Annotated in this window: 10 protein-coding genes; 4 read left to right on the top strand and 6 right to left on the bottom strand. The window is 63.0% G+C overall.

Translation table 11 applies throughout. The features are described from left to right. Positions 1–74: 74 nt before the first annotated feature. The 3 genes from ACXJKO_RS04110 to ACXJKO_RS04100 all read left to right on the top strand — a co-directional run bounded on the left by ACXJKO_RS04110 (position 75) and on the right by ACXJKO_RS04100 (position 4,213). Positions 75–1,349, top strand: a complete 1,275-nt coding sequence (locus tag ACXJKO_RS04110) for a class I SAM-dependent methyltransferase (protein WP_457089807.1) — start codon at positions 75–77, stop codon at positions 1,347–1,349. Positions 1,350–1,563: 214 nt separating this feature from the next. Beyond that, a complete protein-coding gene (locus ACXJKO_RS04105) occupies positions 1,564–3,246 on the top strand; it encodes a sensor domain-containing diguanylate cyclase (protein ID WP_457089806.1) in 1,683 nt (560 codons plus the stop codon). 43 nt (positions 3,247–3,289) lie between these two features. Further along, positions 3,290–4,213, top strand: a complete 924-nt coding sequence (locus tag ACXJKO_RS04100; RefSeq protein ID WP_457089805.1) for a 50S ribosomal protein L11 methyltransferase — start codon at positions 3,290–3,292, stop codon at positions 4,211–4,213. 178 nt (positions 4,214–4,391) lie between these two features. On the opposite strand, the gene ACXJKO_RS04095 is transcribed toward ACXJKO_RS04100, so the two are convergent. Then, complete coding sequence (locus ACXJKO_RS04095) at positions 4,392–4,616, bottom strand: hypothetical protein (protein WP_457089804.1); 225 nt, start codon at positions 4,614–4,616, stop codon at positions 4,392–4,394. Positions 4,617–4,915: 299 nt separating this feature from the next. On the opposite strand from ACXJKO_RS04095, the gene ACXJKO_RS04090 reads away from it, so the two are divergent. Further along, positions 4,916–6,733: an aminopeptidase P family protein gene (locus ACXJKO_RS04090; protein WP_457089803.1), complete on the top strand. Its 1,818-nt coding sequence runs from the start codon at positions 4,916–4,918 to the stop codon at positions 6,731–6,733. Between the two features lie 129 nt (positions 6,734–6,862). Here the strand turns inward: ACXJKO_RS04090 and ACXJKO_RS04085 are convergent, their stop codons facing one another. The 5 genes from ACXJKO_RS04085 to recN all read right to left on the bottom strand — a co-directional run bounded on the left by ACXJKO_RS04085 (position 6,863) and on the right by recN (position 12,753). After that, a complete protein-coding gene (locus ACXJKO_RS04085; protein ID WP_457089802.1) occupies positions 6,863–7,162 on the bottom strand; it encodes an AzlD family protein in 300 nt (99 codons plus the stop codon). Then, positions 7,159–7,869, bottom strand: a complete 711-nt coding sequence (locus ACXJKO_RS04080) for an AzlC family ABC transporter permease (protein ID WP_457089801.1) — start codon at positions 7,867–7,869, stop codon at positions 7,159–7,161. Before ACXJKO_RS04080 ends, ACXJKO_RS04085 begins: the two co-directional genes overlap by 4 nt. A gap of 64 nt (positions 7,870–7,933) precedes the next feature. Further along, positions 7,934–8,800, bottom strand: coding sequence for an AraC family ligand binding domain-containing protein (locus tag ACXJKO_RS04075; protein ID WP_457089800.1), 867 nt, complete (start codon positions 8,798–8,800; stop codon positions 7,934–7,936). A 47-nt stretch (positions 8,801–8,847) separates the two neighbouring features. Continuing rightward, positions 8,848–11,007, bottom strand: coding sequence for an NAD-dependent DNA ligase LigA (ligA, locus tag ACXJKO_RS04070; protein ID WP_457089799.1), 2,160 nt, complete (start codon positions 11,005–11,007; stop codon positions 8,848–8,850). A 69-nt stretch (positions 11,008–11,076) separates the two neighbouring features. After that, the gene (gene recN, locus ACXJKO_RS04065; protein ID WP_457089798.1) at positions 11,077–12,753 is read right to left on the bottom strand and encodes a DNA repair protein RecN; all 1,677 of its coding nucleotides are present in this window, start codon (positions 12,751–12,753) and stop codon (positions 11,077–11,079) included. Positions 12,754–12,762: the final 9 nt, after the last annotated feature.

Raw genomic sequence — 12,762 nt, 5'->3', positions numbered from 1 at the left:
ACACCTGCCCACTAGCCATATGCCTGCAACTGTGGAACCATCCGCCGCAAATCGCTTAAGCTTGAGAGGCTGCCATGTTCCCCCTGTCCCACATGCTGAAATCCTTTATCCGTTCGGGCACGTTGAAGGTGATCGATGCCGAGGGTGGCGTGCATGTGTTCGGCGGGGAGAAGCCCGGACCCAGTGTAACAATGCGGCTGACGGACAAGTCGCTTTATCACAAGCTCGTCCTGAACCCTGAGCTGCATGCCGGCGAAGCCTATATGGACGGGCGCATGAGCTTCGAGGATGGCTCGGGCCTGCGCGACTTCCTGAACCTATTCTCGATGAACCGCTCGACGCTGGCGAATTATCCGTTGCAGAGCGTGCTCAAGCGCATCTCGCGCACCGTGAAGCGCTTCCAGCAGGCGAACCCTGTCGGCAAGGCGCAACAGAACGTGGCGCATCACTACGATCTGGGCAACGATTTCTACAAGCTCTTTCTCGACAAGGGCATGCAGTATTCCTGCGCTTATTTCATCAACGATGACGATACCCTCGAAGAGGCGCAGCAGAACAAGCTGCGCCTCGTCGCATCGAAGGCGCAGCTCAAGCCGGGACTGAAGATCCTCGACATCGGCAGCGGCTGGGGCGATCTCGCGCTTTATCTCGCCTCGATGGAAGACGTGGACGTTACCGGCGTCACGCTCTCCAAGGAGCAGTACGAGTTATCGAACGAGAAGGCGCGACGAGCAGGGCTTTCCCATCGCGTGCGTTTCGAGCTGCTCGATTACCGCAAGATGGACAGGCGCTTCGACCGCATCGTGTCTGTCGGCATGTTCGAGCATGTGGGCGTGCATCATTACGGCGAGTTCTTCGCCAAGGTGAACGCGCTGCTCGACGATGACGGATTGATGGTGCTGCACTCCATCGGCAAGATGAGCCCGCCCGGCACCGCAAGCCCGTGGCTGCGCAAGTACATCTTCCCCGGCGCCTATTCTCCGGCATTGTCGGAGGTGTTCCCCGTCGTCGAGCAGAACCAGCTCTGGGTGACGGATCTCGAATTCTTGCGCCTGCATTACGCCAAGACACTCAACCACTGGCACCGCCGCTTCGAGGCGAACCGCGAGAAGATCGCGGCCATGTACGACGAGCGCTTCTGCCGCATGTTCGAGTTCTACCTGATCAGCGCGGAGACCATGTTCACCACGGGCAGCCAGCTCGTGTTCCACATGCAGCTCGCCCGCAAGCGCGATGCAGCCCCCATCGTGCGCGACTACATCACGGATACGCAGCGCGCTTATAAGGAAAAGGAAGCGGAGAAGCTTCAGGCTCTCAAGGCTGCAGAGGCGGAAGTGCAGGCTCTCTGAACCGGATGGACTTGGGCCGGCCCCGCGCATATCCGGAAGGTATCCCTCGTCCAGCCGTCAAGCTTGGCCTTTAGTGGCCTCTTCTCAGCGTGAACGTTGTTCTGTAAGAGTTTAAAGAAATCGCGGTTGCGATCAGTGTCGGTGTGCAGGCGTCCGAGCAAAGAAATGCCGCACCGCATGGGAATGGGGCCTTCCGACGATGATGAAGACTGGAATGCGGCGTCTGTCTTTGCAGAAGCAGATATCGATTCTGGTAGGCCTTTTGTGCCTCGGCCTCGTCTGCGGAGCCGCCATCGGCGCGGCCTATATCGCCCAGCAGCGCATTCGCGAGGCAGTGATGTCGGATGCGGCCCGCACGGCGGCGACCATGGCCTCCCTGCTCGACCGCGGTATGTTCGAGCGCTTCCGCGAAGCCCGCAACATCGCTTCCTTCGAGGCCCTGCGTGACATCTGGGCAGGCGACCCCGCCCAGATCCGGCAGGTCATCGACCAGCTTCAGAAGTCGTTCCCCGACTATGCCTGGATCGGTTTCGCCACCACCGACGGAAATGTGAAGGCCGCGACGCAGGGAATGCTCGAAGGCATGTCCGTTCAGACGAGGCCCTGGTTCCAGCATGGCCTGAAAGGACCCACCGTCGAGGACGTGCATGAGGCCAAGCTTCTCGCCGGGCTTCTCGGCGCCGCGCCGAACAACGAGCCGTTCCGTTTCGTGGACGTCGCGACCTCTGTGCGGGATGCGAACGGGCAGATCATCGGCGTGCTCGGAGCGCACTTGAGCTGGACTTGGGCAGATGAGGCGCGACAGACCCTTCTCGACCACTCCAACCGACAAGAAGAGTCGCTCTGGATCCTCGCCAGCGACGGAACCATGCTGCTCGGTCCCCAGGTTGGCCAGAAGCCGTTCTCAGATGAGCAGATCAAGCGGATGCGCGAGACCAAGCAGGGAGCGTTCGAGGACGATTCCGCGCCGGACCAGTTCCTCACCGGCTTTGCCGTCGCCTCGGGCTATCGGGATTATCCCGGCTTCAACTGGATCATCATTTCCCGGCAACCCGACAGCGTTGCCTTCGCCGCCGCTTACGGCATTGTCTGGACGATCCTGGGCTTTGGTCTGGCAGTGGCCCTCGCCGGCCTCATCTGCGCCTTCTTCATCGCGCGGGGCATCGCGCGTCCCCTGCATACGATCACGGAAGCAGCCGACCGGATCGGGCGCGACCCGAACATGACCCTCCTCCCCCGCGTGGAAGGATCGGCGGAGATCGCGCGTCTGTCGGCCGCCCTGCGCTCGCTCCTGCGTCGCGCCGGCGCAGCGGAGCAGCGAGTGGTCGATGCCTCCACCCAGCACGAGAAGAACATGTCCGCCCTGCGCCATTTGGCGGAGACCGATGCCCTGTCCGGCCTCCTCAACCGGCGCGGCTTCGACGCCATGGGCAACGAGGCCTTCCACCAGTTCCGGCAATACGGACGCGTTTTTGCCGTGCTCGTGATCGACATCGACTTCTTCAAGAAGGTGAACGACACCTACGGCCATGCGGCCGGTGACGAAGTAATCCGCGCCGTCGGCGCGACCATGACCAAGGTTCTGCGCTCCAGCGACACCATCGCCCGTTTCGGCGGCGAGGAGTTCATCGTTCTCCTGCGCGAGATCGGCCATGACGTGATCATGGGTGTGGCCCAGGATCTTCGCCGCGCCGTCGAGGTTGCGGCAATCTCCCACCAAGGACAGGCCCTGCCCGTGACCGTGAGCATCGGCGGTGCCCATGCGCGCGACAGCGACCGGGATATCCAGGATCTGATCGAGCGGGCCGACACTGCCCTCTACAGGGCGAAGTCATCGGGAAGAAACCGCGTCTCCATCGACGGCCTACACCTCCAGCTCGCAGCGGCTGCGGCGTAACAAGGCGCGTGACCTCCGGCGCACGATGCGCTAAGGCGGTTCCATGCTTGAAGGTCTGCACCCCAATCGCCCCACCCACGTCTTCCGGATCACCACCGACGAGCGCTCCGCGCGCGTGATGACGGATCTGATCGGAGAAATCTTCGACCCTGCTGAGACGGCCGTTGCCGCTTTCGAGACGGTGGAGGACGGCCCCTGGCTGCTGGAGGCCTATTTCGCCCACGAGCCGAACGAAGCCGCGATCCGCGACCTGGTGCGCCCGATCGTCGGGGCCGAAGCGGATAAGGGCGTGTTCCTGCCCCTCGAGCAGAAGGATTGGGTGAAGTCCTCACTGGAAGGCCTCAAGCCCGTTCGCGCGGGCCGCGTTCTCGTGCATGGCTCGCATGACCGGGACGATCGCCGGACCAACGACATTGCCATCGAGATCGAGGCAGGCCTTGCCTTCGGCACGGGCCATCACGGCACCACGCTGGGATGCCTTCGCGCTTTCGTGGATGAGTTGAAGATCCGCACGCCGCGTCATGTTCTGGATGTGGGCACTGGCACCGGCATCCTGGCCTTTGCGGCGGCTAAGGTTCTGAAGCGGACGGTGATCGCGGGAGATATCGACCCCGAAGCGGTGCGGGTGGCGAAGGAGAATGCGCGCCTCAACGGCATCGCGCCCTGGATGAGGCTTTATGTCGGCCCTGGCACGCGCCATGCGGATGCCGACCGTCCCGGTCATTTCGACCTGATCTTCGCCAACATCCTGGCAAAGCCCTTGCGGATCCTTGCACCCTCGCTGGCGCGGGTGGCAGCTAATGATGGAACGCTCATTCTGTCGGGCCTTCTGGCCCATGACGTTCCCGGCGTGCTCTCAGCCTATGCGCATCAGGGCTGGTATCTCCAGCGCCGGTACGATCTGGAAGGCTGGGCGGCGCTTGTGCTGAAGCGGGGCAGCACACGTCCGCAACCCCACCAGCATTGAACAATTCTCTTTCGCGCTCGGCGCGAAAGAGCAGGCTTACTCGGCCATCACGCCCGGGTAGCGCTTTGCCAGCTCGCGGCGGAGCTTGACGGCTTCGACGAAGATTTCACGGGCGGCCTTGAGGGCGACGACGATGATCATGATTTTTGCTTTCTCTTAAGCGGTAAAAAACAGGTTCTTAGACTTTGAACGGCAGGGATTTATCCTGCATCAAGAAGACCGGGGAGTGCTCCTGCCGGCGATCCAGATCACGGAGGAAGGCCTCGTGACGGCGCAGCTCGCGCGCAGCGGTACGGACGCGGCTCTCGATGAGCGCATTCAGGAATCTCGACATCCAGCCTGAAGACTTGGACGGGGCATTGTCGGCATTGACGAAGGTGGAAGCAAAAACGGCTGTGGTCATTGGTTCATCTCCAACAGATCGGTGGCGAGACCCTTCGGCTCAGCGTTCCTCTGTTTTCTTGTTATGTTGGATATAAGCGACCATCGACTTTAGTAGTAGACAGGGCTGTCGCATGCGAGCCATGCATATTTTGCAGCGCATCGTCACTAAGCGTTAATGATTAGGCGCAGGATGCATAACAAGCGGGCAACAGGGTTTCTTTCTAGGCAGGTTTTCAGCGCTTGATCGCAGTTGCAGGCTGCATCGCTCCGTTTTAGCGTGCTGCCAATCTTCCAACCTGATGATCGGTGCTGCCTCGGATGGCCCAGTTTCAATTCTTCGATGACACGACCACTCCTTCCCAGGGTCCGGCCCATATCGCCAAGCTGCGGGCCGAGCTGAGCCGTAGGGGCTTCGATGGCTTCATCGTTCCCCGCTCCGACGAGCACCAGGGCGAGTATGTGCCGAAAAGCGCCGAGCGCCTGTCCTGGCTCACGGGCTTTACCGGTTCCGCCGGCATGGCCGTCATTCTCAAGGACAAGGCGGCCCTCATGGTGGACGGRCGCTATACGGTCCAGGCCGCCGAGCAGGTGGATACGTCCGTCATCGCCCCCGTCCAATTGGCGGATCTGTCGCCGGAAGATTGGATCGCCGTGAACCTGCCGGAGGGCGGCATCCTGGCCTATGACCCCTGGCTGCACACCAGTGACGGTCTCAAGCGCCTGGAACAGGCTGTCCAGCGCGCGGGCGGCAAGCTGGCTCCCGTGGACATCAACCTCGTCGATGTGATCTGGATGGACCGCCCTGCCCCGCCGCAGGCTCCCGTACGGCCTCATCCCCTCGACTATGCGGGCGAGACCTCCGAGACGAAGCTGGAGCGCATCCGCAAGAAGATGGCCTCGGCCAAGATCGATGCCCTCGTGATCTCCGATCCTCACAACCTCGCCTGGGCCTTCAACCTGCGCGGCGGCGATGTGGGGCACACGCCCCTGCCTCTCGGCTATGCGGTGCTGCCGAAGAATGGCCGCGCGACCCTGTTCTTTGATCCGGTGAAAATCACCAACGAGGCGGGCGACGCGGTGGGCGACCTCGCCGAGTTCGCGCCGATCGGCACCTTCCAGAGCGCGCTCGATGCGCTGGGACAGAAGGGCGGCAAGGTTCGCATCGATTCCGGCACGGGCGCCGTCGCCTTGATCCGCCGCATCGAGGCGGCGGGTGGCACGGTGGATGTGGGAGCAGACCCCATCGCGCTCATGAAGGCCGTGAAGAACGAGGCCGAGATCGCAGGATCGCGCGCGGCCCACCTGCGTGACGGCGTGGCGGTTGCGCGTTTCCTCGCCTGGCTCGATCGCGAGGCTCCAAAGGGACAGCTGACAGAGATCGACGTCGTCGAGGCTTTGGAAGCCAGCCGCGTCGAGACGGGCGCTCTCAAGAACGTCTCGTTCCCGAGCATCTCGGGCGCCGGCCCCAACGCCGCCCTGCCCCATTACCGGGTCACGAGTTCGAGCAACCGAAAGCTTGAACTCAACCAGATCTTCCTCATCGATTCCGGCGCGCAATACGAGGACGGCACCACCGACATCACGCGCACGATCATCGTCGGCGAGCCGACGCCCGAGATGAAGGATCGCTTCACCCGCGTGCTCAAGGGCCATATCGCCATTGCGCAAGCAGTGTTCCCGAAAGGCACGACCGGCGCCCAGATCGACGCCTTCGCGCGCAAGCCCCTATGGGAAGCGGGCCTCGATTTCGATCATGGCACCGGCCACGGCATCGGCAGCTATCTCTCCGTGCACGAGGGGCCGCAGCGCATCGCCAAGACCGGGCACACACCGCTCGAAGTGGGCATGATGCTGTCGAACGAGCCGGGGTTCTACAAGGCAGGCGATTACGGCATCCGCATCGAGAACCTGATTCTCGTGGAACCGCGCGAGATCCCTGGCGGCGACCGCGAAATGTTCGGCTTCGAGACCCTCACCTTCACGCCCATCGACCTGCGTCTGGTGGAACCCGCCATCATGAATGCGGACGAGATCGCGTGGCTCAATGCCTATCACGCAGCCGTGCGCGAAAAAATCTCGCCGCATCTCGATGGCGATACGCGTGCCTGGCTCGAGAATGCGACACGGGCGATCTGAGCGAGCATCGCAATCTTTTTGCTCTCATCTCACACATAAAAACCTCATCCTGAGGAGCCCACTCCATGGGCTCCTCAGGATGAGGCGGTGGAACGGAAACGTGTCTAAGCAAGAGCTGCGTGCAAGCGCCTATAACACGTTCCGCAACACCACGACCGACACCACACCGACGGCGATTGTCGCCAGCAGCGGCAAGCGAAAAGCGACGAAGGCCGTGATGGCCGCGGCCAGTGCCTCCGCCCATCCCGTCGTCAATGCAGTCGGCGCAATCACCGAAACGAGCACGGCAGGCGGAATGGCATCAAACGCTGCTTTCGCGCGGCCCGTCAGCACAAGGCGGTCCGCAACGAAGAGACCCGCGACACGCGTGAAGTAAGTCACCACAGCCATGGCGATGATGGCGAGAAGCGTCGTCATGTCGAGGCTCATGGCTGTACCTCCTTCGGAGCCGCGAGATAAGCCGCCGCGATGCCGGCCAAAGCGCCGGAGGCCACATGCCACGGCGCACCGATGAAGTAATGCACAAGCGCCGCGACACCTGCACTGACGCCGACCGTTATCAATGTCACGCGGCTTCGTCCGAACCCTGCGACAAGCCCGATGAAAAGCGCCGTGAAGGCGAAGTCCGCGCCGATGCGCGCCGGATCGCCGAGGAAGGAACCGAGCACCGCGCCGAGGGTCGTGGACAAGGTCCAGTTCGCCCACAGCACGACGGCCATTGCGGCCCAATACGCACCTGTTACCGGGCGTTCGAGCGCGCGGCGCTCCGACAAAGCCCAGGCCTCGTCGGTCAGGAAGAAGAAAGCGAGAAACTCCTGTGCCCGCGACATCTGCACCTTGGGCGACAGGGATGCACCCATGAGCACATGGCGAGCATTGATGAGCAGTGTCGCGAAGGCCAACGCCGCGATGGGTGCCGGATGAGCCCAGGCTTCAATGGCCGCGAACTGCGCGCCGCCCGCGAAGACCAGGGCGGACATGAGCATGACCTCCAGCGCCGAGATGCCTTTCGAGGCGGCAACGGCCCCGAAGAGCATCCCGATGGGAAGGGCAGCGACCGCCACGGGTGCGATATCGCGCAGGCCCGCCCTGACTTCACGCCGGCGGGTGGAGATGAAGGGGTTGGCTTGGTCCATGACGCTCCTCATTGCGCCTTCTCATGAGGCAGAATGAGCATTCCGTCTTGGATAAAAGTGCGGTTTAGGCGGTCCGATAAGCGCCGGGCGTCACGCCCATGCGGGCCTTGAACACCCGGTTCAGGTGGCTCTGATCGAAAAATCCGCAGGCGGCCGCCACATCGCCCGGGGCCCCACCTTTCATGAGCAGGCGGCTTGCGGCCCTGAAGCGCCTGTCCAGGAGATACGCGTGCGGGGTCAGCCCCGTATCCTTGGTAAAGGCGCGAATGAAGTGGCTGCGCGAGAGCCCCGCAAGCTTGGCGAGTTCCGCAAGCTCGACCTCGCGATCAAGATGCGCATCGAGATAGGCGCTCACCCGTGCAACACCCCGCGACCCGAATTGAACGGGCGGCAGGCCATCGAGATCCGCCCACCGGGCAATCAGGGTAGTGAGAAAACCGATCAGGCGCGTGTCCTGCTCAAACTCGCTGGCGGGCATGCCCTCTCGTGAAAGACAGGCCATGAGCCGGGCCAGCGTGAAGGCAAGTTCGGGATCTTCGACCACCGAACGGCGGAACCATGGCGGGCGCGCCAATGGCCGCCCGGCCATATCCTCCGCGATCTCCTGCATCAGCTCGGGCGATGGATAGATCGTGCGGTACTCGAAGCTCTCGCCATAGGGCTCGCCGTCATGGATCTCGTCCGGACAAACGATGGCGATGCTGCCCTTGCCCGCATAATGCTGCTCGCCCCGGTGGAAGAACGTCTCGCACCCGTCGAGAATGGCCGCAATGGCATAGGTTTCATGCGTATGGCGGGCATAGGAATGACGCCGGAACGTCGCGCGCAGGCAGTCGAGGCCGCGATACCGCTGCACCCGCCAGAAATGCGTCACGTCGCCCGCCGCCATTTGGCCGGCATCGAGCGAGACTTCAGGAGTCACCAACCTCATGGCGCACACCATGCCATAGCGGCAGCCTTATGTCTTGGATGGAAGTCTCAGCTCCGCCCGACGAGCGCAAACCATCCATCCTCGTCCATGACCTGAAGGCCAAGCTCGGCCGCTTTCGCAAGCTTCGAGCCCGCTCCGGGCCCCGCGACCACGATATCGGTTTTCTTGGAGACGGAGCCCGCAACCTTGGCGCCCAGCCGCTCGGCCATGGCCTTGGCTTCCTCGCGGGTCATCTGTTCGAGCGAACCGGTGAAAACCACCGTCTTGCCGGCGACGGGCGAATGCGTGGTGGCGGGCACTTCCATCGGCTCAGGCTTCACCTGGGCTAGCAGCGCATCGAGCATCTCCTCGTTGTGCGCTTCCTTGAAAAACTCGACGACGGCCTCCGCCACTACAGGCCCGATGCCGCCGATGGAGGTGATGTCCGCATGTTCTTCCGACGCAGGATCGGCTGCGGCCTTCGCCGCCTCACGCAGTGCCTCGAAGGTGCCGAAATGGCGCGCGAGCAGACGCGCCGAGGTCTCGCCGATATGCGGAATGCCGAGTGCGAAGATGAGGCGGTTGAGCGAAATCGAACGGCGCGCCTCGATGGCGGCGAACAGATTCTTGACGCTGGTCTCGCCCCACCCTTCGCGGTTTTCGAGCCGCTTGAGGCTGCGCGCATTGCGCTCGGCTAATGTGAAGATGTCCTGCGGACGCTGCACCAATCCTTCTTCATAGAATTCGTCGATGCGCTGATCGCCCATGCCTTCGATGTCGAAGGCGTTGCGCGAGACGAAATGCTTCAGGCGCTCACGCGCCTGCGCCGGGCAGATGAGGCCGCCGGTGCAGCGGCGCACCGCATCCTCCTTGCCCGTGCGCGGATTGACCTCGCGCACCGCATGGCTGCCGCAGGCCGGACATTGTGTGGGAAACTCGTAAGGTTTCGCATCGGTCGGGCGCTTCTCCAGCACCACATCGAGCACCTTCGGGATCACGTCGCCCGCGCGGTTGATGATAACCGTGTCGCCGATGCGGATATCGACGCCGTTGCGGATCTTCTCGCCGTTTCCGCCGATGCCTTTGATGTAATCCTCGTTGTGCAGCGTCGCGTTCGACACGACGACCCCACCTACAGTTACCGGACGCAACCGCGCGATCGGATTGAGCGAACCCGTGCGCCCCACATTGATCTCGATGCCTTCCAGCACCGTCACCGCCTTCTGCGCGGGGAACTTGTGCGCCAGCGCCCAGCGCGGCGAACGCGAAACGAAGCCGAGGCGTTGCTGAAGACCAAGATCATCGACCTTGTAGACGACGCCATCGATATCGTAGCCGAGATTGGCGCGATCCGTCTCAATAGCGTGGTAATGCTCGAGCATCTCGGCGATGCTGGCACAGCGGCGCGTGAGTTTGTTGACATGGAAGCCGAAGCCGCGAAGTGCTTCCATCATGCCGGATTGCGTATCCGCCGGCATGGCGCTCACCTCGCCCCAGGCATAGGCGAAGAAGCACAAGGGACGCGATGCGGTGATCTTGGGATCGAGCTGGCGCAGGCTGCCCGCCGCCGCGTTGCGTGGATTGGCGAAGACCGGTTTGCCCGCCGCTTCCTGCCGCTCGTTGATCGCCGCAAAATCCTTGTGCGAGAGATAGACCTCACCCCTGACCTCGAAGACATCGGGGATATTCGCACCTTTTAGCACATGCGGAATATCGTCCACGGTACGCGCATTGTTTGTGACGTCTTCGCCTAAAGCGCCATCGCCGCGCGTGGCCGCCGTGACGAGCTTGCCCTTCTCGTAGCGCAGGCTGAGCGAGAGGCCATCGATCTTGGGTTCGGCGGTGAAGAACAGCGGCGCATCGGCCTTCCATTGCAGGAAGCGGCGGATGCGCTCGACGAATTCCTCCACCTCCTCGTCCGTGAAGCCGTTCGCGAGCGAGAGCATCGGCACCCGATGCCGGATCTTGGCGAATTTCTCGGATGCCTTGGAGCCGACCTTCTGCGTCAGGCTCTCGGTGGTCTTTAGCTCGGGGAACAGCCCCTCCAGCGCTTCATAGCGTTGGCGCAAGCCATCGTATTCCGCGTCCGAGACGGTCGGCGCGTCCTCTTCGTAATAGCGCCGGTCATGCTCCGCGATTTCGGCGCCCAGCGCCTCATGCTCGGCACGCGCCTCGGCGGGCGTCAGTTCATCGACAGGCTTCAGGGAGGGAGCGTTTTTTGCTGGCATGTTCGAATCGAGGATAAGATCGATTGAACCATAGCGCTCCTCACGGGAGTCTCCAGTGCGGAGATTGGTTTAATGCGCCGCCGCTTCCAGAAGGCGCGCGGCAGCGGCTCTTGCCTCTTCGGTGATCGTGGCGCCGGCAAGCATCCGAGCGATCTCCTCGCGGCGCGGAGCGGCTTCGAGGGGCACGACACGGGTCGCGACCCGGTCCTCGGCTCCGCGAACGCCTTCCTTGGCGATGAGGAAATGGGTTTGGGCGCGGGCAGCCACCTGCGGGGCGTGGGTAACGGCCATGACCTGTACGCGGCGCGACAAACGCGCGAGACGCTGGCCGATGGCATCCGCCACCGCGCCGCCGACACCGGTATCGATTTCGTCGAAGACCAGGGTCGGAGCCGAGCCCTTATCCGCGAGCACCACCTTCAGGGCCAGCATGAAGCGGGAGAGCTCGCCGCCGGACGCCACCTTCATGAGCGGGCCGGGACGGGTGCCCGGATTGGTCTGGGCCCAGAACTCGACGCGCTCGAAGCCCGCCGGGTCGCGGCTGGCCTCATCCGTGTTGATCTCGGTGATGAACTTGGCCCGCTCCAGCTTCAGGGGCGGCAGCTCGGCCTGAACAGCTGAATTGAGAGCCTGGGCGGCCTTCTTGCGGCCGGCTGAAAGCTTTTGCGCCGCGGCAAGATAAGCCTGATCGGCCTCCTTGAGCGTCTTTTCCAGGCCGATCAGCTGTTCCTCGCCCGCATCGATGGCAACCACATCGCCCTCGAACCGCTGGCGCAGGGCCGCCAGCTCGTCGGCGGACACATCGTATTTGCGGGCGGCGGCGCGAAGAGCAAAGAGGCGCTCCTCCGTCTGCTCCAACTCGCGGGGATCGTATTCCGTCGCGCGGATGGCCTCTTCCAAAGCCGCACGAGCCTCGTCGATGGCAATGAGGGCGGCATCGAGGGCACGCACGCTGGATTCCACGAGCGTCGGCGCCTGGGCACTGCGCCGTTCGAGCTTGCGCACGGCGGCGGAGAGTTCTGGAACGGGCGAGGACGTGCCGGCGACGGCCTCGAAGGCATCGTTGAGATCCTGAGCAACCTTTTCGGATTGCATCATGATGACGCGACGCTCGGCCAAAGCCTCTTCCTCACCGGCCAGTGGATTGAGCTTCGTCAGTTCCCCCACCGCATGGCGCAGGAAATCGGCCTCCTTGCGGGCCTTTTCGATGCGGCTGCGGTGTTCCTGCAAAGCAGTTCGCGCATCGCGCACCCGGCGCGACGCATTGCTGACGGCCTGAAGCTCTTCGCTCAGGCCCCCGAAGGCATCGAGAATGGCACGATGGGTTACGGGATCGACAAGGGCGCGATCATCGTGCTGGCCGTGGATTTCGACCAGGGCCGAGCCGATGGCTTTCAGCACCTGAACGCTAACGGGCTGGTCGTTCACGAAAGCGCGGGTGCGTCCGTCCGCCACCTGAACACGGCGGAGGATCAGGTCGCCATCTATATCGATATCGGACTCATAGGCGATCCGGCGAGCCGGATGGTCCATGGGGCAGTCGAAGACAGCCGTGACCTGTCCCTGAGACTCACCGTGGCGGACAAGGCTGCCGTCGCCGCGTCCGCCAAGGGCCAATGCAAAAGCATCGAGCAGGATGGATTTACCAGCACCGGTTTCACCCGTGAGGACGCTAAGGCCCTCATGAAAATGAAGCTCAAGCCTGTCGATGAGGACGATGTCGCGTATCGCCAGCTGGATCAGCATGTGTGGTGA

The sequence above is a fragment of the Microvirga sp. P5_D2 genome (assembly GCF_054049475.1).
The sequence above is the reverse complement of the archived record's forward strand: the minus strand, read 5'-3'. Positions and strand labels throughout refer to the sequence as shown.

Excerpts from the sequence above, each read along its gene's own strand:
- ACXJKO_RS04100 (WP_457089805.1), top strand. The coding sequence starts at position 3,290 with ATGCTTGAAGGTCTGCACCCCAATCGCCCCACCCACGTCTTCCGGATC.
- ACXJKO_RS04095 (WP_457089804.1), bottom strand. The coding sequence starts at position 4,616 with ATGACCACAGCCGTTTTTGCTTCCACCTTCGTCAATGCCGACAATGCC.
- ACXJKO_RS04075 (WP_457089800.1), bottom strand. The coding sequence starts at position 8,800 with ATGAGGTTGGTGACTCCTGAAGTCTCGCTCGATGCCGGCCAAATGGCG.
- ACXJKO_RS04110 (WP_457089807.1), top strand. The coding sequence starts at position 75 with ATGTTCCCCCTGTCCCACATGCTGAAATCCTTTATCCGTTCGGGCACG.
- recN (WP_457089798.1), bottom strand. The coding sequence starts at position 12,753 with ATGCTGATCCAGCTGGCGATACGCGACATCGTCCTCATCGACAGGCTT.
- ACXJKO_RS04105 (WP_457089806.1), top strand. The coding sequence starts at position 1,564 with ATGCGGCGTCTGTCTTTGCAGAAGCAGATATCGATTCTGGTAGGCCTT.
- ligA (WP_457089799.1), bottom strand. The coding sequence starts at position 11,007 with ATGCCAGCAAAAAACGCTCCCTCCCTGAAGCCTGTCGATGAACTGACG.
- ACXJKO_RS04085 (WP_457089802.1), bottom strand. The coding sequence starts at position 7,162 with ATGAGCCTCGACATGACGACGCTTCTCGCCATCATCGCCATGGCTGTG.
- ACXJKO_RS04080 (WP_457089801.1), bottom strand. The coding sequence starts at position 7,869 with ATGGACCAAGCCAACCCCTTCATCTCCACCCGCCGGCGTGAAGTCAGG.